The organism is Mucilaginibacter sp. UYP27 (assembly GCF_040547175.1).
In the GTDB taxonomy this organism is placed as follows: Bacteria; Bacteroidota; Bacteroidia; order Sphingobacteriales; family Sphingobacteriaceae; genus Mucilaginibacter.
Map to the genome: position 1 here is coordinate 196,060 of NZ_JBEPPE010000004.1, position 21,184 is coordinate 217,243.

The 21,184-nt window shown below is 43.3% G+C and carries 21 protein-coding genes and 1 tRNA gene; 5 read left to right on the top strand and 17 right to left on the bottom strand.

The features are described from left to right. Positions 1-185: 185 nt before the first annotated feature. The 3 genes from ABIB39_RS15045 to ABIB39_RS15055 are packed head-to-tail and all read right to left on the bottom strand — an operon-like array spanning position 186 to position 1,223. Positions 186-296: a glycoside hydrolase N-terminal domain-containing protein gene (locus tag ABIB39_RS15045; RefSeq protein WP_354430985.1), complete on the bottom strand. Its 111-nt coding sequence runs from the start codon at positions 294-296 to the stop codon at positions 186-188. Then, a complete protein-coding gene (locus ABIB39_RS15050; RefSeq protein ID WP_354430986.1) occupies positions 297-434 on the bottom strand; it encodes a hypothetical protein in 138 nt (45 codons plus the stop codon). 6 nt (positions 435-440) lie between these two features. Then, positions 441-1,223: an SDR family oxidoreductase gene (locus ABIB39_RS15055; protein WP_354430987.1), complete on the bottom strand. Its 783-nt coding sequence runs from the start codon at positions 1,221-1,223 to the stop codon at positions 441-443. A gap of 218 nt (positions 1,224-1,441) precedes the next feature. Between ABIB39_RS15055 and ABIB39_RS15060 the strand changes: the two genes are divergently transcribed. Beyond that, entirely contained in the window at positions 1,442-2,308 is an 867-nt protein-coding gene (locus ABIB39_RS15060) for an AraC family transcriptional regulator (RefSeq protein WP_354430988.1), read from the top strand. A gap of 2 nt (positions 2,309-2,310) precedes the next feature. Here the strand turns inward: ABIB39_RS15060 and ABIB39_RS15065 are convergent, their stop codons facing one another. From ABIB39_RS15065 to ABIB39_RS15110, 10 genes are all read right to left on the bottom strand, one after another. After that, the gene (locus ABIB39_RS15065) at positions 2,311-2,907 is read right to left on the bottom strand and encodes a LutC/YkgG family protein (RefSeq protein ID WP_354430989.1); all 597 of its coding nucleotides are present in this window, start codon (positions 2,905-2,907) and stop codon (positions 2,311-2,313) included. 110 nt (positions 2,908-3,017) lie between these two features. Beyond that, a complete protein-coding gene (locus ABIB39_RS15070; RefSeq protein WP_354430990.1) occupies positions 3,018-4,379 on the bottom strand; it encodes a lactate utilization protein B in 1,362 nt (453 codons plus the stop codon). Then, positions 4,376-5,125, bottom strand: coding sequence for a (Fe-S)-binding protein (locus ABIB39_RS15075; RefSeq protein ID WP_354430991.1), 750 nt, complete (start codon positions 5,123-5,125; stop codon positions 4,376-4,378). Before ABIB39_RS15075 ends, ABIB39_RS15070 begins: the two co-directional genes overlap by 4 nt. 88 nt (positions 5,126-5,213) lie before the next feature. Next, a complete protein-coding gene (locus ABIB39_RS15080; RefSeq protein ID WP_354430992.1) occupies positions 5,214-6,071 on the bottom strand; it encodes a fumarylacetoacetate hydrolase family protein in 858 nt (285 codons plus the stop codon). A 5-nt stretch (positions 6,072-6,076) separates the two neighbouring features. Then, positions 6,077-6,841, bottom strand: coding sequence for an SDR family NAD(P)-dependent oxidoreductase (locus ABIB39_RS15085; protein ID WP_354430993.1), 765 nt, complete (start codon positions 6,839-6,841; stop codon positions 6,077-6,079). A gap of 10 nt (positions 6,842-6,851) precedes the next feature. After that, positions 6,852-8,516, bottom strand: a complete 1,665-nt coding sequence (locus ABIB39_RS15090; protein ID WP_354430994.1) for a UxaA family hydrolase — start codon at positions 8,514-8,516, stop codon at positions 6,852-6,854. Between the two features lie 710 nt (positions 8,517-9,226). After that, positions 9,227-9,760 (bottom strand): Riean_0653 family protein, encoded by a 534-nt coding sequence (locus tag ABIB39_RS15095; RefSeq protein WP_354430995.1) that lies wholly within the window; start codon positions 9,758-9,760, stop codon positions 9,227-9,229. Between the two features lie 611 nt (positions 9,761-10,371). After that, entirely contained in the window at positions 10,372-11,529 is a 1,158-nt protein-coding gene (glf, locus tag ABIB39_RS15100) for a UDP-galactopyranose mutase (RefSeq protein ID WP_354430996.1), read from the bottom strand. A 220-nt stretch (positions 11,530-11,749) separates the two neighbouring features. Then, positions 11,750-13,723 carry a family 1 glycosylhydrolase gene (locus ABIB39_RS15105; protein WP_354430997.1) on the bottom strand — a complete coding sequence of 658 codons (1,974 nt, stop codon included), beginning with the start codon at positions 13,721-13,723 and terminating at the stop codon, positions 11,750-11,752. Between the two features lie 24 nt (positions 13,724-13,747). Further along, complete coding sequence (locus ABIB39_RS15110) at positions 13,748-14,929, bottom strand: glycosyltransferase (protein WP_354430998.1); 1,182 nt, start codon at positions 14,927-14,929, stop codon at positions 13,748-13,750. A gap of 111 nt (positions 14,930-15,040) precedes the next feature. On the opposite strand from ABIB39_RS15110, the gene ABIB39_RS15115 reads away from it, so the two are divergent. From ABIB39_RS15115 to ABIB39_RS15125, 3 genes are read left to right on the top strand one after another with little or no spacing between them, the layout of a single operon-like run. Further along, a complete protein-coding gene (locus ABIB39_RS15115) occupies positions 15,041-15,889 on the top strand; it encodes a cyanophycinase (RefSeq protein ID WP_354430999.1) in 849 nt (282 codons plus the stop codon). Between the two features lie 34 nt (positions 15,890-15,923). Then, the gene (locus ABIB39_RS15120; RefSeq protein WP_354431000.1) at positions 15,924-16,175 is read left to right on the top strand and encodes a hypothetical protein; all 252 of its coding nucleotides are present in this window, start codon (positions 15,924-15,926) and stop codon (positions 16,173-16,175) included. Positions 16,176-16,214: 39 nt separating this feature from the next. Continuing rightward, positions 16,215-16,484 (top strand): hypothetical protein, encoded by a 270-nt coding sequence (locus ABIB39_RS15125; RefSeq protein ID WP_354431001.1) that lies wholly within the window; start codon positions 16,215-16,217, stop codon positions 16,482-16,484. Positions 16,485-16,617: 133 nt separating this feature from the next. On the opposite strand, the gene ABIB39_RS15130 is transcribed toward ABIB39_RS15125, so the two are convergent. The 4 genes from ABIB39_RS15130 to ABIB39_RS15145 form a co-directional block, all read right to left on the bottom strand. Then, positions 16,618-17,406, bottom strand: coding sequence for an HAD-IIA family hydrolase (locus ABIB39_RS15130; protein WP_354431002.1), 789 nt, complete (start codon positions 17,404-17,406; stop codon positions 16,618-16,620). A gap of 32 nt (positions 17,407-17,438) precedes the next feature. Continuing rightward, the gene (locus ABIB39_RS15135) at positions 17,439-18,023 is read right to left on the bottom strand and encodes a hypothetical protein (protein WP_354431003.1); all 585 of its coding nucleotides are present in this window, start codon (positions 18,021-18,023) and stop codon (positions 17,439-17,441) included. A 360-nt stretch (positions 18,024-18,383) separates the two neighbouring features. Further along, positions 18,384-18,457 (bottom strand) — tRNA-Pro (locus ABIB39_RS15140). A gap of 608 nt (positions 18,458-19,065) precedes the next feature. Continuing rightward, the gene (locus tag ABIB39_RS15145) at positions 19,066-19,242 is read right to left on the bottom strand and encodes a hypothetical protein (protein WP_354431004.1); all 177 of its coding nucleotides are present in this window, start codon (positions 19,240-19,242) and stop codon (positions 19,066-19,068) included. 226 nt (positions 19,243-19,468) lie between these two features. On the opposite strand from ABIB39_RS15145, the gene ABIB39_RS15150 reads away from it, so the two are divergent. Beyond that, the gene (locus tag ABIB39_RS15150; RefSeq protein ID WP_354431005.1) at positions 19,469-21,181 is read left to right on the top strand and encodes an FAD/NAD(P)-binding protein; all 1,713 of its coding nucleotides are present in this window, start codon (positions 19,469-19,471) and stop codon (positions 21,179-21,181) included. The last annotated feature ends 3 nt before the right edge of the window (positions 21,182-21,184 follow it).

Below are 21,184 nucleotides of genomic sequence, written 5' to 3' on the forward strand. Positions count from 1 at the left end.
TATGCTGAAATATTAAAGCCGTCGGTAAACAGCCGACGGCTTTTTTGTAACGAGTAATTACAACAGGTAATGGCTTTATATGCACAATATTATATTTATTGATACATTAGCATAGGCTCAAATTGGCGATTGCCAAACAGGCACCAATTATTAATTTTGACACACATACCAGTCTAACATCGGGATCATTTATGAAACTTGCTATCGACCATAAAAGCCCTATCGCCAGTCCATAAACTTATCTCGTTAAACTGGACATGTTCAGTGGCAACACCACCAAACACCATCCCTCCCATTCAGCCATTGCCTATTGAATAAGCATCGGTCATCCAGTCTTTAGCGGGTTTATTATCCCATAACTTCAAATCCTGGGCGTTGGTGCTGGTATATAGCATGGCAATAAGCAGGGTGGTTGCACGTAAAAAATATTTCATGGTAGGTTATTGTATCGATCTGTCTAAATGCACGTAACCACCATCAACATAGGTAATTTGCCCGGTGGTATGGCTGGCAATTGGTGATAACAGGAACACCACCTGTGCAGCTATTTCTTCAACGGTTGTCATGCGTTTGCCTAAAGGGATATTTTGGGTGATGGATGCCAGTTTTTCTTCAGGGTTTGGTAAAGTTTGCAACCAACGTTCGTAAAGTGGCGTAAAACATTCGGCAACTACAACGGCATTTACACGGATGTGATGAGGCAATAACTCAACTGCCCATTCCCGCGTTAACGCGTTACGCCCACCATTGGCAGCAGCATAGGCAGATGTACCGCCCTGCCCCGTATCTGCCACCTTTGAGCTGATGTTTACAATGCTCCCTTGCGATCTGATCAACTCCGGCAAGGCATAATGCGCCACCAAATAATAATGCACCAGGTTTTTATGCAGCGACTCCATAAACTTTTCGTAGCTGCCGTTTTGTAAACCAACACCATCATTTTCTCCCGCGTTATTTACCACACCATCGATACGGCCAAACGCATTTATTACTTTTTCAACAGCGGTACGGCATTCATCGGGGTTTGAAAGTTCGGCCTGTACAGCAAACGCCCTGCCACCAAAGGCCTCTATCTCCTGCACGGTTTTAATATTTTCCGTTTCGGTCCTGCTTAAAATGACAGGTATTGCGCCCTCTTTCGCCAATAAAACAGCAATGCCTTTGCCTATTCCGCGCGCGCCGCCCGTTACAATAATTACCTTATTTTTTATTTCTAGGTCCATAATGGTTTGGCCGGCTGGTATACCGGATAACAGGTGATAATTTAGCTAAAAATACCAATTGGTAATATGCTGATATACAAATTAAGGCTTTGTTGCAAGCTTAAAATTTTATCCTTTTGGCAATTTATTAAACGATATTGGAAATCAATGAAATGATTTGTAGAATTTACGACTTTTAAATGGAATTATTGTACATTCAAATAATCAATTTATACTTCATGAAACCTCAGTTACTAAAAGTATCTACCGACATGGTGCACTCCTTTAGTGCCCGCCGGGATATTATGCCCAACGTAAACAACCGCTGGCATTACCACCCCGAGGTAGAATTGGTGTACTTTAAAAACGGCAGCGGCACGCAATTTATTGGCGATCGCATCACCCAGTTCAATACCGGCGATGTGGTTTTGGTTGGCTCAAACCTGCCCCATTACTGGCAGTTCGACGAATGTTATTTTGCCAAAGAAGCAGGTGAAAGTGCAGATGTGAGCGTGATCCATTTTAACGAAAACTTTTGGGGCGATGCCTTCCTGCTATTACCCGAAACACAGGAGATAAATAACGTACTAAAAAAATCGAAACGTGGCATCCAGATAACCGGCGAGAATTTGAAAGAAATAGGCCACCTGATAGAGCAAATAATTTATGCTGACGGCGCCCGTAAAATAATCCTGCTGATGGAAGTATTGATGGCCATTGGCAATAGCGCGGAGAATAATATGCTCGCATCCATGGGTTTTCAGCACAACTTCCTGGAGGCGGAGAAAGACAGGATAAACGCCATCTACAACTATTCGATAGCTAACTTTAAAAAGAAGATCTCGCTGGAGGAGATAGCAGCGGTGGCCAATATCAGCCCTAATTCATTCTGTAAGTTCTTTAAATCGCGCAGCAGGAAAACGTATTCGAGGTTTATAAACGAGATTCGTGTGGGGAATGCCTGTAAGTTACTTATTAACAACCAACAAAATGTTAAGGAGATTTGTTACGATAGCGGCTTTTACAACTTTGCCAGCTTTCATAAATACTTTAAGGACATAACCGGCAAAAGCCCGCTCACTTATCAAAAGACTTACATAAAGTAGTTTTATCCCACAATAAATATCATTAAACTGCGCGGACCGTGTGCACCCAAAACAAGTGATTGCTCTATATCCGCAGTTTTAGATGGCCCGGCTATAAACGATGCGAACCCATGGTCGGTGCCTTGGGTACGCAGGTAAGCCGCATGCATATCGGGCACAATATCCGCCGCGCTTACAACAAAAGCCAAGTGCTGGCAAATAAACGGAAGCACCCGCGTACCCATCTGCCTTTCGGTTACCCAAAGGGCGCTATTTTCAGCAACGCCAAACTCGGCTTGCAAAATAGCTAATTCAACATTTTCCAATTCGTGTGGAGTTGCACCGGCAAATGAAGCCGCGTCATCAGCAAAATCAAATAACCCCGGCACTGTAGTAAGCGCACGTGTGCCGGGCAAAATATCAAGAAACGGTTTAATCTCGAATATACTTTTAACCGATATTACCTTGCCCCCAACATTACCTGCAACCGTTTTAAAGGTTTCCAGTATGGTTGCGGCATTTGCCTGCACCTTATTTTCCCACACGGCAATATCAGGCGCGGCAACCAACGGCGGCTGGTTCTTGCGTACATCTGCTAATATTTTTTCTCGCGTGGTCATATAATTATTTAGAATTTCGATGTTCGTCCCGATAGCTATCGGGATCGGATTTTTCTTGATTCTTATCTCTTGGTTCTTGCCTCTTCATTGTTACATCTTGTCTCTTGATGCTAACTTCTATTCTTTCTGTACCATTCTCCAAATGATTCTTTTGGTGGCTCTGGCATATCACGATGTTTGTACCATGGGTTTAAACCATTGTTTAATGCGAATGGCGCATATTTCATAACAACCCGGCCTGCTTTACCCGCAAGGCGATAAACTTGTGGTGATGAAAGCGTGTAAGCCATAGCCTGCATCGCCGCAGCTTTCTTTTTATCTTCGTAACCTTCCTTTATAATTACTTGTCGCCATTTATATAACTGGTCGTGGATGTCTATTTTAACAGGGCATACGTTAGTACACGATCCGCAAAGCGTTGACGCGAAAGGTAGATCGGCATATTGCTTCATATCCAGATTGGGCGCTAATATAGAGCCTATAGGACCTGCTACCGCGGTATGATAACTATGCCCGCCGCTACGCCTATAAACCGGGCAGGTGTTCATACAAGCCCCGCAACGGATGCATTTCAGCGAGTTTCTAAAATCCTCACGGCCTAACTGAATGCTGCGGCCGTTATCAACCAATATAATGTGCATTTCCTGCCCCGGTCTTGGCCTTTTAAAATGGCTGGAATAAGTGGTTATTGGCTGCCCTGTTGCACTGCGGGTAAGCAGGCGCAAAAACACGCCGAGGTCTTTTCGCCTCGGGATCAACTTTTCGATCCCCATGCTTGCGATGTGGATATCAGAAAGGTGGGCGCCCATATCGGCATTACCCTCGTTGGTGCAAACTACAAATTCGCCGGTTTCGGCAACCGCGAAGTTTACACCGGTTAAGGCCGCTTTGCGGGTAAGGAATGTATTTCTCAGGTGAATGCGCGCTGTTTCGGTGAGTACCTGCGGATCTGATTCTCCTTTTGCACTGCCCAGGTGCTTGTAAAATATATCGCCTATTTCCTCTTTCTTTTTATGGATGCATGGCAACACGATATGACTTGGCGGTTCTTTAGCTAACTGGACAATTAGTTCACCCAAGTCAGAATCTACGACGTTAATACCCTGTTCTTCTAAATAATGATTAAGGTGGCATTCTTCGGTAAGCATCGATTTGCTTTTAACCATCTGGGTGAGACCATTTTTTTTTAACAGGCTATGAACGATTTGGTTATGTTCGTTGGCGTCGGCAGCCCAATGCACGGTTATACCATTACCTATTGCATTCTTTTCAAATTGCTCCAGGTAATTGCCAAGGTCAGATAATACGTTGTGCTTAATTTGAGATGCGGCTTCGCGCAGTTCTTCCCAGTCGGGGATCTGGTGCGATGCCTTGTCGCGCTTTTGGCGCACAAACCAAAGAGTTTCGTCATGCCAGTCTACACGCTGCTCGTCCTTATTAAATATTTCGGCAAGTTCGGCGTGGTCTTTCATAGTGCTACCTCCTTTACACCGTTCAAAATCTCGGCAATGTGGATCACTTTAACTCTGCTATTTTTTCTTTTCAGGATGCCCTCCATATGCATCAGGCAGGAAAGGTCGGCAGCGGTAATATATTCGGCCCCGTTATGTTCGTGGTCAGCTACGCGATCTTTCCCCATTTTTGACGATACGGCTTCCTCGGCCACACAAAATGTACCGCCAAAACCGCAGCACTCATCGGGCCGGGTAAGGTTTATGAGCTCCACTCCTTCTACCATATTTAATAAAGACACAGGTTTGGAAAATGGCGAAGCGGTAAGCTCCGTCATTTGGGCAAGTTTAAGGCCGCGTTGCCCGTGGCAACTTTGGTGCAAACCAACTTTGTGCGGGAATGCTGCGTCCAGTTTTTTAACTTTTAACACATCGGTTAAAAACTCCGTCAGTTCGTATATTCTTTTGCGAATAAACTGTGCGACCGGTTCGTTAGTTTCTGAGTGTAAATGCTCTTTGATATGCAAAGCGCAGCTGCCCGATGGCGAAACAATGTAATCGTACCCGGCAAAGTTATCTATAAACAGATCGTTACAGCCCCCCGTCAAATGCTCGTAGCCAGAGTTGGCCATAGGCTGCCCGCAGCAGGTTTGCTGTGTGGGATAGCCCACCTCTACGCCCAGCTTCTCCAACAACTCTAAAGTAGCTATAGCCGCATTGGGGTAAAACTGATCTACGTAACAGGGTATAAAAAGGCCTACTTTCATATCGGTTCCGGCTGAAATAATGCCGTAGTTTATGGGCGTAAATTAGAAAGTCCGCAGCATTTAACTGTACTTAACTGTATGGTTGTAACTAAGCTTTGGCGTAAGCAACCACATTTTGTTTGGATGTGCCTAAGCCATCTATGCCTAATTCAACAACATCACCTGCTTTTAAATAGATCGGCGGCTTAAAACCAAGGCCAACTCCTGCGGGTGTACCTGTCGAGATCACATCGCCCGGCAAAAGGGTCATAAACTGGCTTACGTATGATATGATGTAAGGTACTTTAAATATAAAATTAGCCGTTGTGCCTTCCTGCATCTTTTCGCCATTAACGGTTAACCAAAGGCGCAGGTTATCTACATCGCCAACCTCATCTGGTGTTACCAGGTACGGGCCCATTGGCGCGAAGGTATCGCAACCCTTGCCTTTGTCCCAGGTACCATTGCGCTCCAACTGGAATTCGCGTTCAGATACATCATTATGCAACACGTAACCGGCTATATAACCCGCAGCGTCAACTTCTTCCACATAAGATGCTTTTTTGCCGATAATTACCGCCAACTCTACCTCCCAATCTGTTTTTACGGAATTTTTGGGGATCATGATATCATCATTAGGCCCAACCAATGAGGTGGTGCTTTTCATAAAGATGATAGGCTCAGAAGGTAACGGCGCGTTAGTTTCTTTAGCGTGATCGGCATAGTTAAGACCAATACATACGATTTTAGACGGCCTTGCAATCGGGCTGCCCAAACGCGCGCCATCAGGGATAGCCTGCAATTCGCTTTTGTGTTCTTTTACATAAGCGGCAAGTTGTACCAGGCCGCCAGTTTCAAAAAACTTTTCATCGTAATCTTTGCCATAAAACGAGGTATCGTAATTAACGCCGTCTATCTGTACACCTGTGCGCTCTTCACCGGCGTTGCCGTATCGTATAAATTTCATGTTTGTTAGTTGTTCAATGTTATAAATCCGCCGTCAATCGGGTAATCTACCCCTGTTATAAAACTTGCCACGTCAGAGCATAGATAAAGTGCCAGCGCGGCAATTTCATCCGGCTGCCCCATGCGGCCTATCGGTTGGCTTTTAGAAAGCTTATCAAATATTTCTGCCTGGTTATCAGGGTAGTTTTTGGCGATAAAGCCATCCACAAACGGCGTATGCACCCGTGCAGGCGAGATGCTGTTACTGCGTATGTTATCGGCCAAATAATCGCGCGCTACAGACATGCTCATGGCGTATATAGCGCCTTTACTCATCGAGTAAGCAAACCTATCCGCAATGCCCACGTGCGCGGCTATTGAAGCCATATTCAGGATTGCACCTTTACCGCCTATTTTCATTAATGGCACAGCCGCGAAAAGGCAGTTATAAGCACCTTTTACGTTCACGCTAAAAATGCGGTCAAGATCGGCCTCTGATGTTTTTTCGAGGTTACCCACGTGGGCGATACCCGCATTGTTAATCAAGATATCAACCTTGCCAATGGTATTAAATACATTTACCACCGCTTGCTGGTCGGCAACGTTGGCGGCATGCGCCTGCCCATCGCCACCTTTGCTTTTTATCTCGGCGATGACATCGTTAGCAGCATCGGTATTTAACTCGATAATATGAACGGTAGCACCTTGTTTGGCAAACAGCAGGGCTATTGCTTTACCTATACCGCTGCCACCACCTGTTACTACGGCTATTTTATTTTTTAAGCTGAACATTTATAATGGTTTATAATGAAACGCCACGTTTCCATGGAATAAAATCGTCCTGACCCAATTGTACCGCCTTTGGTTTGATATCGCCATTGGCAACATCTATCACATAATTTAACAAACGGTGTGCCGATTGCTCAATGGTTTCCGCGCCTTCTATAACCGTACCGCAATTAAAATCAATAATATCGGGCATTTTATTAAACAAGGCGGTATTGGTTGATAGTTTTACTACAGGAGCAACCGGGTTGCCCGTTGGGGTACCCAAGCCTGTGGTAAATAGAACCAGGTTTGCGCCTGATGCAACCTCAGCCGTGGTGCTTTCTACATCGCTGCCGGGGGTGCAAAGCAAATTTAAACCCGGTTTGGTTACTTTCTCCGGGTAATCCAAAACGGCTGTAACAGGTGATGTGCCTCCTTTTTTTGCCGCACCTGCAGATTTTATGGCATCCGTTATTAAACCATCGCGGATGTTACCGGGTGATGGGTTGGCGTAAAAACCCGAGCCATCTGCCTCGGCTTTGGCGTTATAAGTACGCATCAGGTCCATAAATTTCATAGCAGTGGTATCATCAATACAACGGTCGCTCAATTCCTGCTCTACGCCGCAAAGTTCGGGAAACTCGGCCAGTATAACACTGCCACCCATGGTTACCATCATATCCGACAGATAACCTAAAACCGGATTAGCTGAAATGCCTGAGAAGCCATCAGATCCGCCGCATTCTAACCCAATACATAATTTATTGAGAGGCGCAGGCTGGCGCTGTTGCTTATTTACCTGTATCAGGCCGGCGAAGGTCTGTTTAAGCGCTTCGTGTAAAAGGTGGCTTTCGGTGCCGAGCTTTTGCTGCTCTAATATCATTAAGGGTTTTGAAAAATTTGGGTCGCGCTTTTTTATCTGGTCCTGCAGAATACTGGCTTGTGCGTGCTGGCAGCCAAGGCTAAGTATGGTTGCGCCCGCCACATTGGGGTGGGTAATATAACCCGCTAATAATCCGCAAAGCGCGTCAGAATCTGTACGTGTTCCACCGCAACCCATATCGTGGTTCAGGAATTTAATACCATCGATATTGGGGAACAATTTATTTGTAGCACCCGCTTCAGGTGTCAATTGCAGGTCGGCCTGTAAAATTTCTTCTATCGATTTACCAGTCTGCAGCATATTTACCAATTGGTCTACCTCGTTCTCGTACCCACGGGGTTTAGAGAAACCGAGTTTATCCAGCAAAGCATCCTTTAATACATTGATGTTCCTGTTCTCGCAAAAAACCAATGGGATAACCAACCAATAATTAGCCGTACCTACGGAGCCATCTGAACGGTGATAGCCATTAAACGTTTGGTTAACAAAAGTGCTTACATCGGGCTGTGTCCAACTTATTTTGCGGTCACCAAGGGTAAAATTGTCGGCAGCATGTTTTAAATTTTGGGTGTTGATAACCCCTCCCTGCGGGATATACCCGCTGGCTTTACCAACCAATACTCCGTACATATAGACTTCGTCGCCGGCTTCTAAAGCAGTAATTGTAAACTTGTGTTTGGCGGCTACATTGTCGGCAAGTATAAAGCATAAGCCTTCATGCTCAACATTAGTACCCTTATGCAGGTCGGTAAGTGCAACAAGCACGTTATCGCCTTGGTGGATATGTAAGAAAGTACGTTTAACTTCTTTTACCATAATAATTTATAGTTCGGATGTCGCACCCGTTTGTACACCAGAGGCTTAAATATCATACCGGTTATATGTTATAATCTCAAGTAAAAATAATCGGATCAGTAAACTAACAATAAACCAATCTTAAAAACGATTGACAATTTGGCCTTAGCCAAGATAGCCAATCGTGTTATTAAAACCTATAAATCTACTTTCGGTTGTTGTTGTTTCAAAATAATTTCTAACCGTTTGAGGTGATATCGGCCGGGAGCTATCCTTAGGTTTAACAACAGACTGTTGATTTATACAGGATTACAAAGGAAACGGATGCCCGCCAACAATGCTTTTGTTTTATTGGCTAATTATTAAGCGATTTTGTAATAATATGCAGTGCGATATTAGTCGGAGACAACGCGCTTAAACCAATTCGCATAAAGCAAAAAAACTCTAAACTTTCGATTTAGAGGGTTCTGATAATTGATATCGCTGTTGCCGGGATAGCAGGGTGAATATCCAGCCTCTTAAATCTATAATATTCAATAAGTTATATCTAAATTAACATGAACGGGCACTGAATAAGACACATTTAATGTACTTAATTTGGTAGATTTTATAGCCTGTTTGTCCGTATAAAATAGTCCATGAACTCGTTAAACAAATATAATGACTGTATAATTCTCATGATGTGATAAGGCTTATTTAGGTGGTGTTGGTGGATTAAATTTCAGAACCGATCATTGTAATTTTAGGTCGAAACGGCCGTCTTTCACTATTACTTTTTCCCCTAAGCTGTTGACAGCTTCGAAAGAAAACGTTCCGGCGAAAATTTTTTGTGTGACATCAAATTTGAGCACGGTGAGCGTTCCTGTGAGTGGCGGAACAATATCATAGCTGCCTCCGGTTTCTCGTGTAATGCTATAACCCGCCATGGCAACATTCCTTTTACCAACAACTAACTGCGATAATTGAATGATATCGCCGGTGTTGAACGAGACGTCATTGAATATAAAATTGAATCCATCATTGCTGTCTGTGTTATTGGCAATCATCTGTAGTTGTTGAGGGTTTAGCGAATAAGATACAGCCAGTTTAACGGTATAATTCCCAAAATTGACTTTCGGCAAAAAAACTTTGCCGTTAACTGTCGCGCCAAATGTATTTTCGCCCGTCTGTGTAATTGGCGGAAGTTTACCAGTGTTAATTTTCTCTTTTTTGCAAGTTGCGCTCGTTAAAGCTACCGCTATCAATAAAAAATATACTTTTCTCATAATCATATCAGTTTATATCAAGTAATTCTTTTCATTTGAGCATACCTTTTGAAGCGAGCCGTCACATCTGTTAGACAGAAGCCCGGCGTGTACGCGATAAGGGATTAAATCAATTACCTCCCATTTTGCTTTTGTACACAATGTGTATGTTAAAGCAGATAAACTAAATGCCCTGCATAGGTTAGCTGCGGATCTATTTGCTTCAAATCCTGCAAACGACGGAGCCATTAACACAAGCGGCAGATAACTGTAATCCGCTATACCATGGTGCTTTTTTCTTATTCCTGAAATTCTCATTGCTGCTTTTCAGCAATCTTACAATTACAATGACTTTTATTTATAATTAAAAAAAATAAATAGAAATTTAATTTAAGCAAATCAGAAATGTCGCTGTATGCCTCTTTTCAGGGCAAGGTTTGATGGAATAGATTGATTTTAAACTATTCGTGCCTTTAATCTTCCTGTTTCTATATATGGTTTGCATCAAGCGTGGCTAACGTTATTTTGACATCAGCTATACTGATGCTTGATCAGATGTAAATAAGTACGCAGCTGATGTATTATTAAAATTCTGTTGATATAGATGAATAAGTAACCGTCCTATTTCGCTGTTACAAGGATAAATTTTTCTCCATTATTCTGTTTTCACTGTTTTCAAATTCAAAGTGTTCTTTAACTTTATGCAATGCTGAACCAATAATCTGGTGCATGTCATAATAGCGGTATTCCGCGAGGCGGCCCCCAAAAATTACACCCGCCTCCTGGTTAGCAAGGGCTGTATATTGTTTAAAAATGGCTGTATTCTTTTGATCATTTATCGGATAATAAGGTTCTTTCTCCTCAGTCCATTCTTCCGGGTATTCTTTGGTAATAACCGTTTTTTCCTGGGTGCCAAATTCGAAATGCTTATGTTCGATAATTCTTGTATAAGGAATTTCACCTTCGCTATAGTTTATCACTGCGTTCCCCTGATAATTTTCTGTATCTATGGTCTCGTGTTCGAATCTTAAGCTTCGGTATTCCAGCTTACCAAAGCAGTAATTATAATATTGGTCTATTTTGCCGGTGAAAACCGTCTGGGAAGCCAATGAGTCAAAATATTCCCGGTCATCAAAGTAATCGGCGTCTAGCTGCACTTCAATGCCCGCCAGTAAACCTTCAGTCAGCTTGTTATAACCGCCGATAGGAATACCCTGATAGCGGTCGCTGAAGTAATTATTATCAAATGTAAACCGAACAGGAAGCCTTTTAATGATAAAGGCGGGTAATTCAGTAGCCGCTCGTCCCCATTGTTTTTCCGTATAGCCTTTTATGAGTTTTTCGTAAATATCAACGCCCACAAGCGATAAAGCCTGCTCTTCTAAGTTTTGCGGATTCTCTATACCCAGACTTTCAATCTGCTCGCTGATCTTCTGCCTTGCTTCATCCGGCGTTCTTACCCCCCATAACTGGAAAAAAGTATTCATATTAAAGGGCAGGTTATATAGCTTATCCTTATAAAAGGCTACAGGGCTATTGGTATACCGGTTAAACTCGACAAAGGAGTTCACATAATCCCAGATCTCTTTATCATTGGTGTGAAAGATATGCGCGCCATATTTATGGACATTAATTCCTTCTTTTTTTTCACAGTGAATATTCCCCCCCGAATGTGATCGTTTATCAATAACTAAACATTTATAGCCTCTTTTTTTTGCTTCATGTGCGAATACGCTGCCGAAAAGGCCGCTACCCACTATTAAATAATCGTACTTTTTCACGCTATCCATTTTATTTTTTGTGATTTTTATTATTCATTGACTGCTTCGCCGGCATGCAAATGCTAACCTTGGCCAGACGTACTTGTGAACCTTTGTCTTCCTTGGCGATGAAGTGGCCGGTAAAAATATAGATGCAGGTAGTCATCAAAGCCGTAACTACTAGCAGCAACCCTACTTTTATAACTTTGCTATATCTATAACTCCTTTTAATATTCATGACCAAGAAATATTAGCATGCGACATTCTCTAAAAACGGAATATCGGTTTCCAGTTCGTTAACTACGTTTCTTTTCACAAAGAAATCCGTATCCGCTACCGGGCCTACTGCAAGTCCGGGAACTACTTTTTTAGGCACCGCGTCATCCGGGTAGGAAAACTCCCAATTACCGGCCTCACCGTCCAGCAGGAGATCTAAAGCTTTATCTAAAATATCAGGCAGGCCCGAACTGCTCAAGAATGGAACGCTAATATTTAACGCATATTCACGAGGCGGCGACAAGCTTTTCGGCGCCTGTTCAGTTTTCGCTGAGGTGGATAAATTCTTACCTAGTCCATCCGGGATATCCCGTTGTTCCACAGGGGTAAAGATCACCATGTACGCTGCGTTGTACCTGGAACATACTTCCTGAATTCCTTTCAATGAAAAATCTGCCTTTTTAAAGGCGTCTTTCACACGGTTTTCCGGCATGAGTTTTAGGTGATAAGTATCCAAAACCGCCCATGGCAACAAATTTTTAATTACTGTATCTACTAACTGCATATCATCCAAATGGGTATGATCAAAACAGACATAGTGTATGGCGCGCTGTTTGCACACGGCCACACAAGCTTCTGTAATCGGCGCGTTGGCCAAGCCCAAGATTAAAAGGGGTTGTGTGTTTAAATTCTTTGGTTCATCAGAATAGAAAATATCGGTCCCATAGAGAGTTCGGCATTTTCGTTGCCACCAACCTGCGCTGCTCAAGACCGGGTGTATAAAATTGCCTGTTGATACATAAGCCTTTACCATGCTTGCCAGCGCTGTACCCCGCACTTCGTTGCCGCTCAAATCAAATACACCGGCCTCGTATACGCCGGGCTGAACTGTTAGCAGGTCGCTCCAGCCGAAAGAACCGAAGAGTGCCCAAACCGTTACTGCCTGGATATTGACTCCATTTTTGATAAGCTTGAGGCCGCTGTGCCAGATCTGGCTTAACCAGCGCATTTGCTCCTCCCTTGTGCAATGCAAATGTGTTTCCGTGATCGCGATTGGTAAGTTATAACGTTTCCAGGCTGACAAAAATAGCTCATAAGGCCCGTCCGGGCAGATGCCGCCTACCCGAACAGCCTCTATATCTGCATATTTATGAACATGATTACCCCCACGCGTATAATGGGGGTAGTCATTAATATTTTCGTCCAGGTAACGTTCACTTGTCAGGTAGTGATTGATTCCTATTACATCTGGCGGGCATTTATTTTCTATAAAGAAAAGCAGGTCTGTCTCCGAAATGCCGGATGCTAACAGATAACCCCATAAAGCATGTTTATTATTCACTTTGCCTGAAAGCAGGTCGAAACTTAGCCAACGTCGATTGTTTTCGAAATCTGCCTGATATTTGAGTAACGATGTACTATGCGTTTTGCCAAGGTCCTCTGTTTGTACAAGCCTGGCCTTAGGATTGATCTGCCGTATCTCCTGCATGGCAAGCACGGTCGCTTTGCATTCGTTGATCAGGATCCTGCAAAATGACGAAGAAGACCTTTCATGGGGGTACCAGATCCCATATAGACCGCAAAATCTGGCGGTGGTAAGCGGTTCATTTACCGGCGTATAATCGACGATCCAGGGAAACCTGGAAGCAACCTGGCCTGCATAACTCGCAAGGCCTAAAGCAAAGCTTTCGTCCATCATATGAACAAATGCAGGACCGCTGCCATGGTGAACCAGCCCGGCTATTACGTTTATTCCAAGAGAACGGATCTCTTCCAGCTTTTCCGCCGTCCCGCTCCAGTTGATAGCACTGCCGGCTTCCGACTGATGCTTTTCCCATAAAACAGGATACCGTATCGTTTTGATGCCCAACCCGGCGATCCGGCTAATGTCATCATCCCGGTCATAATGCCCGGCCTGTTCCAACTGGTCAAAGTACCGGTCACCTATGCGGTTTAAAGAATATTCTATGCCGCCCCATAACGCTAATTTGTCTTGTCCGTTATTCATTTGATTCCCTTTCAAAGACAATTATTATGCAATAGAAGACATTGAGCGGTTAGCCACGGTAGTATTCATTAAGCTGAGCATCTGGCTGCAGGTATTGTCCCAGGAATTTTGGGACAGGAAATCATCCACCTTTTCTAACCAGCTTTCTTTTTCTAAAAACTGCAATTGATCCTCGATCTCCATAATGAATCCTTCTGCATCATGCGCAATTTTTACCATGCGATATTTACCATACGGATTTACAACATCCCGTATAGGTGTGGACACAACCGGAACTCCTGCTGCGAGGTACTCCGGTGTTTTGGTGGGGCTGATAAATTTGGTGGATTCATTTAACAGGAAGGGGATCAGGGCAAAATCCCATTCGGCCAGATAAGCCGGTAGTTCCTGGTAGCTTTTTGGACCTGTGTATGTAATATTTTCGTGAGCGGGTAAATGCGCTGGATCGATCTTAACTATGGGGCCAACCAACACGATCTTCCAATCAGGCCGAGCATCTGCTATTCCCCGTATCAGATCAATATCGAACCGCTCATCAATGACGCCATAAAAACCCAGTGTGTAATGATCCTGAATTTTTTCTTTATTCAATGTTGTCCGTATTTTCCTGGCTGATCCAAAGTGCTGTTTATCTATGCTGCTTGGAAAGGGATGAATATTAGAATGCTGCCCTTTTTTAGCTTCATACAGTGACTGGCCTCCTGTAAATACAATATCTGCTTTTTGTAATAGTTCTTTCTCCAGCTCCTTCAAAGCCTGCGGCGCGAATTTGAAAGCGGATAGCTCATCCATACAATCATAAACAATAAGTTCCGGTTGATGCTTTCGCGAAAAGTCCAGCGCCATTGGCGTATAATACCAAAATGTGTAACTGGCCATGGATTTTCCCTTCAGAAAATTATTCAGCAATGTTTTTAACAAAGCATTAGTGTTTTCCGGATCGTTAACGCGAGGCAGATGCGGCACGATCACCTGAACTTCAGCTCGTTCGAGGTAAGCGTAGTAAGTCTCTCCGTCTGTGTCGAAAACAGGTTCTTCGATAAAAAACACCCGAAATTTGCCTGAAAAACGGGTCAACAGTTGCTGTGGACGTTGAAACACGAAGTCCCATCTCAGGTGAGAGAAACAAATGATATTTTCCGGTAGCTGATGGTAAAAGCTCTGGCGTGCATCAATTTTTTTGTCTGATTTTAATAGTGCTTGCATATTCTAATGTTTTACAATAAGAAGATAAATAGGATAAAATTGTTTTATAGGATAATTATTTAAATTGTAATTAAAAAAACAAGATGTTATAGAACTTGTATTTGTGTGACAATGAAGAAGATTGAAGAGCCATTTTGCCCTGTTCCAAAAGGAATTTTACTGATTGTCGGCGGCCATGAAGACAAGGGAGAATCTGTTGAAAATTCTAAACCTCCGGAGATCCTGAGCAGTTTTATTGACTTAATCAGGAAGAAGGACAACATCATAGAAGTCATAACAACGGCCAGTTCGGTCGGAGTCGAATCTTTTGACGATTACCGAAAAGCGTTCGCGACTATGGGGTTTGAAAAAGTCGGGCATATCCACCATGACAGCCGGCTTGAGGCGCAGACGGAAAACCTGGAAGAGCGTTTGGCAAAAGCAGATGGGATTTTCTTTTCAGGCGGGGACCAGTTAAAACTAACGTCGATCTACGGAGGCACGGCTTTCCTGCTGCAGCTTAAGCAACGGTATATTCATGACCATGTAGTGATAGCGGGCACAAGTGCAGGTGCGATGGCCATGTCCACACCTATGATCTACGCGGGTAACAAAGATGTTCAGCAGATGGCAGGAGAGATCAGGATCACAGTCGGTCTTGAATTTTTAAAAGACATCTGTATCGATACGCATTTCGTGGACCGAAGCCGTTTTGTCCGGATGGCGCAGGTGATTGCCACTAACCCGACCAGCATTGGGATTGGCATCGAAGAAGACACCGCGGTCATTGTCCGTAATGGAAAGGATGCGGAAGTGATCGGTAACGGGGTGGTGATCATTGTCGAAGGGTTCGAACTGACCAGATCAAATATTTTTGACAACCGAAAAGATGAAAGGATCGCGATCGAGAACCTGAAAGTCCATATATTGTCTAAAGGCTCTAAGTACGCTTTACCTAAAAATAACCCGCCACATATTTAATAAACAACAAATAATAAACATTAAAAACAGCATTATGAAAAAATCATTTTTTATTGCAGCTTTCTCAATTTGCGTAGTTATCGCAGGCTGCAAGGGAAACGGAAGTACGGGAGCAGATAGCAATGTATCACCTAATGATACGACCAAGGGTTTGAACGATGGAAATGGTGCACCTGGGTCAGGGTCAGGTTCAGCAGGTGCAGGAACCAGGGGTGATACCACCTTAACGCCACAGGATACTGTCAACGGCGCGCCCGCACCCAAGGCTAATCCTACAAAACAATAATTGTAATTGAAATAATTGTTAAACACTAAATAGATATCTATGGAAAACCACGAAAATATCGCACCGGGGCAACAAAACTTCCCGAAGGCCGATAAAGGGGAGAACTTTGAAAACGCATTGCCCGGTGAGCAGATCATTTCCGGCGCTAAGCAAGAAGACCAGTTAGACCAGTTTAGGGAGAATGACGGCCTGACGGATCAACAGGTCCCGACGGATCAACAGAATAACGGATTGCAAATTTTTACAGTCAGGCAGATAGCACCGTTAAAACATTTAGATTGTATTACAATAATCAAATACAACGAATAAATTTTACAGTGGTTCCTATCTGCTTGACCGTACTACCAACCGCGTAAAACTTTATGCGTAGCAGCGTTTTACGATTAAAATTTTTACCCTCGCAGACGCTAACACGTATTATTGAACCACGTGGCTTAACGGATTATTGTCGATGAGACCACCACTCCAATGGAAATTGAATTTCATCAACTGAGTTTACAACCAAATTTGGTTTAAATGCGTACCGGCTTAAGTTTTCGCTGTCTGCGATCCCGGACAAAACAAGTATCGTTTTAAATCCCATGTAGATACCACCTTTTATATCTGTCTCCATGGTATCGCCGACAACGGTAGTATCTGATGATTTTAGTCCCATATAAGCGCTGGCAGAGCGCATCATCACCGGGCTTGGCTTCCCGATCACAAAAGCTTCCCGTCCGCTCGCCTCCTCGATCATCGCTACAATCGCGGCGATTCCAAGGTTATTCCATCCAGCTTTCCTTGGAGACGGATCCCTGTTTGTTGCAATGAACTTAGCCCCCGCCAGGATCATATCCACGGCACGATGAACCATTGGTAAGGTAAATTCATGACCTTCGCCCAGCAGAACAAAATCGGGATTATCATCAACCGCTTTTATGCCGTTTTCCTTTAAACTTTTTAATAGTCCACCTTCACCTAAGATGTAGGCAGAACAACCGGGATACTGATCTTTTAAAAAGGTAGCGGTTGCCATAGCGCTGGTGTAGATGTGCTCCTCCTTTACGCCCTCTATACCCAGTTCATTTAGCTTATTAATTGCTTCCGACTGCGTACGCTGACTGTTATTGGACAAGAAAGTAAAAGGCACGTTCCTATCCAGCAATCTTTTAATAAAAACGTCTGCGCCCTCTATCAGCGAATCACCGGCGTAAATCACGCCATTCATATCAATCATCAATCCCTGCTTCATCTTTATTTATTTAGGCTTTACTCATGTTTATGTTAAGATGGAAATCTCGTATTCAAGATTCCCGCGGGAACATTCAATTTACCGCTTTCAAAATCGATCAACCCATTGCGTTCATCTTCGATGTTAGTAGCTTGTGTATAAACATCACCTGTTATTGCCCTTTTCCTTAATTGCGCCTTGTATAATTTGATTTGATTGGCCCGTTGTTCATTATCCTGCGGGCCACCATAATCTGCAAAACCAAAACCGCCCCATTCGCTTACTATTAAGGGAACTTGCTTTCGAAAAAAGAAAGGGTCGCCTACGATAAGAGGAAATGCCGCGACACCAACCTGTTTACCGGCGATCAGTTCGTCTAATAGCCTGATCCACTCTTCAACTGCGGAAGTATATAGATGGACCGTCAGCAGATCACTTTTTAACCGTCCTTCAAACGATATATGCTGCCAACCATCGTTATCAACCACTAAAAACTGGGGATGGGCAATTTGCATGAAATGGTACATCTCAGTAATATACTGCCTTGTCTCTTCGTTAGTCGCTATATCCTGTGCACCCCAGTCTTCATTATATAACGACCTGGGTTTATGGGCACCTTGCTTACTCCCTGCCCGCATAGGTCCGGTAGTTACCTAACTTGTGCCACCCGCGGCCTATTTGCAGTTGTAAGTAAAAGCATTTACGCCCGCACCATTAATTGCCATGCTAACCGGAAAATTCTTCTCGTTGTATTTATAAGTAAGGTTTGCGTTAATGTCCAAAAGTGTTGATCCAAGGTTTGCCTCAGCTTCCCCGTAATTTTTACCGGGTTGTTTTTGCTCAGTATTGCGCAGCGGCCTGCCCAAAAACGATGCTTATCCAGGTTGCATGCAGAAAACCAATAAAATCCCCCCCTATAAACTTCCAATATTTAAAAAACAAAAACCCTGTAAATGAGACATTTACAGGGTTTTGATGCTTGTTGGGTATCGCTGGTGTCGGGATGGCAGGATTCGAACCTGCGGCCTCCACATCCCAAATGTGGCGCGATACCGGGCTACGCTACATCCCGATTGGGATTGCAAAGGTAGCTTTTTTGTATAGCTGTGCAAACTTTTTTTAAAAGAATTTGCAGCGGCTTATTTAACCAATTCATTTGCAAAAACTTAGCGTTAAAAATATTTTTAATTAGCATTAAAACAGCTTGTAGGGCGCGTAAAATACTACATATGTAGTATTGCCCATGTTTTAAAATGGTTGTTACTTTATTGCAGGCAATACTACCGGTACAAGGGTAAAAATTGCAAAAGCTTATCGCCCGAAAACTGGCGGGCATTAAGGTTTATTACTATCAAAAGATTGTACTATTAAATAGGGGGAATATGATCTTTGATAAAAAGCCCCGCATCAGTATGTGACGCGGGGCTTTAATTTATATGTTATTGCTTGCCGTTACTTCCCTACTTTAAAATCAAACACCTTACGTGCCAACTTACCTTCCAAATTAAGGCCCTCAACAACTACGTGGTAAGTGCCGGGCTCGTCGGCAGTAAAATAACTTACGGTGGCTGTACCATCGGCATCGGTAACTACGTTTGGCTGCCAGTAAATAATAGATCTAAGATCAGTTTCTGCATCCCTGTCGTTAGGATGATCGTATGCGGGCGAATAAAATTCACGCTACGGCGAATAACCCCTCACCAATATCTTATCCAGGTAGGTTATCGGTAGGCGGTACATCTCTCCTCCTTTTTTCATCGTAATTTGTATCACACCCCAAACACCTGCAGTAAAAGCAGTGAATAAAATTACAAAAGAGAATGCTGCACTAAGCAACAACAGAAATTTTCTTTTCATGTAATAAAGTTAGTGCTGAAAGATAACTGAATTTCCTCGAAAAGAAAAAGGTAGAAATCTTAAATTAATAGGATAAATCAGCTTTAAGGTCATAGCTAAATCTCGTATGTTAACTATTTGGCACAAAAAATAGGATATTAAAAAAATTTAAAAGTTACCCCGATATTGAAAACAATTTATCCTGTTTGCAATTCATATAGCATACTTTACTTTATCATTTAATAAGTTGAGAAATAAAAAAAACGTAGCAATCTTGGGTGGTGGGCCAAGTGCCCTGTTTATGTTTAAGCAGTTTGTTGACGCTAAGCGCGACGACTTCTCCATCACCATTTTCGAAAAAAATAATGTGCTGGGCGCTGGCATGCCCTACAGCAACGGGGGATCTAACGATGAGCATGTTACCAATGTATCCGGTAACGAGATCCCCGAAATGGTCACCACTATCAATGAATGGATAAAAACCGTTTCTAAAGACACGCTGGACAAATTTCACATTGATCCTGACAAGTTTAACGAGTACAAGGTGTTGCCCCGTTTGCTGTTTGGCCAATACCTTACGGCGCAGTTTAGCATGCTGCAAAAACAAGCAAAAGAGCAAGGCCTTGAGTTTGAAATCAACTTTAACAGTACTGTAAGTAACGTAACCGATAACACTGAACAACAAACAGTTATTGTAGAAATAAACAATCAGCACAAACATGAATTTGATCATATAATAATTTGTACCGGCCACAACTGGCCAAAAAAAAATGAGGGTAAAATACCCGGGTATTTCGACTCGCCCTACCCCCCTGTAAAACTTGCTTTTGCAACCAATGAGGCCATAGCTATACGGGGATCATCCTTAACCGCGATTGACGCCATACGTACTTTATCGCGCCATAACGGAATATTTGATAAGGATGAAGATGGTAAAGTAAAATACACCGTCCAACCCAACAGCAAAGGCTTCAAGATGGTGATGCATTCGCGCAACGGTTTGTTGCCTGCGGTAAGGTTCCATCTCGAAGATTCGCACCTGGCTACAGGAGCGGAACTTACGAAGGAAGACATCAAGCAAAACCGCGACGATAACAATGGTTTTCTATCGTTGGACCTGGTGTTTGAAAAAGATTTTAAACTTGCTTTTAAAGAGAAACAACCAGATTTTTACGAGCGGATAAAGGATATGCGCATGGAGAACGTTGTAACCGACATTATGGAACAACGCGAAAGCATAGAACCTTTCGAACTGTTTAAAATGGAATATAAAGAAGCCGAAATTTCCATCGAACAACGCAAGTCTGTTTATTGGAAAGAGATGCTTGGGGTGTTAAGCTTTGCGATGAACTATCCGGCCAAATATTTTTCTGCAGAGGATATGATGAGGCTGCAAAAAACCTTAATGCCGTTAATATCAGTGGTTATAGCTTACGCACCTCAAAGTTCGGTGGAAGAGATGATGGCTTTGCACCAGGCAGGTGCCCTGGAAATAGTTACCGTTGGTGAGGATAGCTATATAGAGCCGGTAGAAGATGGTGGGGCTATCTACCATTATACCGATGAACACGGAAAGCAACACGCCGACACCTACAAGACCTATGTAGATTGCGTAGGCCAGCCACACCTTACGTTCGATGAGTTTCCGTACAAAGGATTAAGCGAAAACCGCACGGTCACCCCGGCAAAACTGTGGTTTAAATTATCAAAAAACGGCCTAAAAGCACTTGAAAACGACAATAAGAAAGTGGCAAGTGACGGTAAAGGCGGATATTATTTGACCGTGCCGGGCATCGCCATAAATGACAGCTTCCAGGCGGTGGATGATTACGGCGCGCTTAACGAGCGCATTTATATTATGGCTGTCCCGTACATTGGCGGTTACAACCCCGACTACTCCGGGCTCGATTTTTGCCAGGAAGCATCAGGCCATATCATCAAAAGCATCCTGAATAGTTAAACA

What these genes read in the sequence shown, in the direction of transcription:
- ABIB39_RS15045 (WP_354430985.1), bottom strand. Translation starts at nt 296, where the DNA reads ATGGGAGGGATGGTGTTTGGTGGTGTTGCCACTGAACATGTCCAGTTT.
- ABIB39_RS15050 (WP_354430986.1), bottom strand. Translation starts at nt 434, where the DNA reads ATGAAATATTTTTTACGTGCAACCACCCTGCTTATTGCCATGCTATAT.
- ABIB39_RS15055 (WP_354430987.1), bottom strand. Translation starts at nt 1,223, where the DNA reads ATGGACCTAGAAATAAAAAATAAGGTAATTATTGTAACGGGCGGCGCG.
- ABIB39_RS15060 (WP_354430988.1), top strand. Translation starts at nt 1,442, where the DNA reads ATGAAACCTCAGTTACTAAAAGTATCTACCGACATGGTGCACTCCTTT.
- ABIB39_RS15065 (WP_354430989.1), bottom strand. Translation starts at nt 2,907, where the DNA reads ATGACCACGCGAGAAAAAATATTAGCAGATGTACGCAAGAACCAGCCG.
- ABIB39_RS15070 (WP_354430990.1), bottom strand. Translation starts at nt 4,379, where the DNA reads ATGAAAGACCACGCCGAACTTGCCGAAATATTTAATAAGGACGAGCAG.
- ABIB39_RS15075 (WP_354430991.1), bottom strand. Translation starts at nt 5,125, where the DNA reads ATGAAAGTAGGCCTTTTTATACCCTGTTACGTAGATCAGTTTTACCCC.
- ABIB39_RS15080 (WP_354430992.1), bottom strand. Translation starts at nt 6,071, where the DNA reads ATGAAATTTATACGATACGGCAACGCCGGTGAAGAGCGCACAGGTGTA.
- ABIB39_RS15085 (WP_354430993.1), bottom strand. Translation starts at nt 6,841, where the DNA reads ATGTTCAGCTTAAAAAATAAAATAGCCGTAGTAACAGGTGGTGGCAGC.
- ABIB39_RS15090 (WP_354430994.1), bottom strand. Translation starts at nt 8,516, where the DNA reads ATGGTAAAAGAAGTTAAACGTACTTTCTTACATATCCACCAAGGCGAT.
- ABIB39_RS15095 (WP_354430995.1), bottom strand. Translation starts at nt 9,760, where the DNA reads ATGAGAAAAGTATATTTTTTATTGATAGCGGTAGCTTTAACGAGCGCA.
- glf (WP_354430996.1), bottom strand. Translation starts at nt 11,529, where the DNA reads ATGGATAGCGTGAAAAAGTACGATTATTTAATAGTGGGTAGCGGCCTT.
- ABIB39_RS15105 (WP_354430997.1), bottom strand. Translation starts at nt 13,723, where the DNA reads ATGAATAACGGACAAGACAAATTAGCGTTATGGGGCGGCATAGAATAT.
- ABIB39_RS15110 (WP_354430998.1), bottom strand. Translation starts at nt 14,929, where the DNA reads ATGCAAGCACTATTAAAATCAGACAAAAAAATTGATGCACGCCAGAGC.
- ABIB39_RS15115 (WP_354430999.1), top strand. Translation starts at nt 15,041, where the DNA reads ATGAAGAAGATTGAAGAGCCATTTTGCCCTGTTCCAAAAGGAATTTTA.
- ABIB39_RS15120 (WP_354431000.1), top strand. Translation starts at nt 15,924, where the DNA reads ATGAAAAAATCATTTTTTATTGCAGCTTTCTCAATTTGCGTAGTTATC.
- ABIB39_RS15125 (WP_354431001.1), top strand. Translation starts at nt 16,215, where the DNA reads ATGGAAAACCACGAAAATATCGCACCGGGGCAACAAAACTTCCCGAAG.
- ABIB39_RS15130 (WP_354431002.1), bottom strand. Translation starts at nt 17,406, where the DNA reads ATGAAGCAGGGATTGATGATTGATATGAATGGCGTGATTTACGCCGGT.
- ABIB39_RS15135 (WP_354431003.1), bottom strand. Translation starts at nt 18,023, where the DNA reads ATGCGGGCAGGGAGTAAGCAAGGTGCCCATAAACCCAGGTCGTTATAT.
- ABIB39_RS15145 (WP_354431004.1), bottom strand. Translation starts at nt 19,242, where the DNA reads ATGAAAAGAAAATTTCTGTTGTTGCTTAGTGCAGCATTCTCTTTTGTA.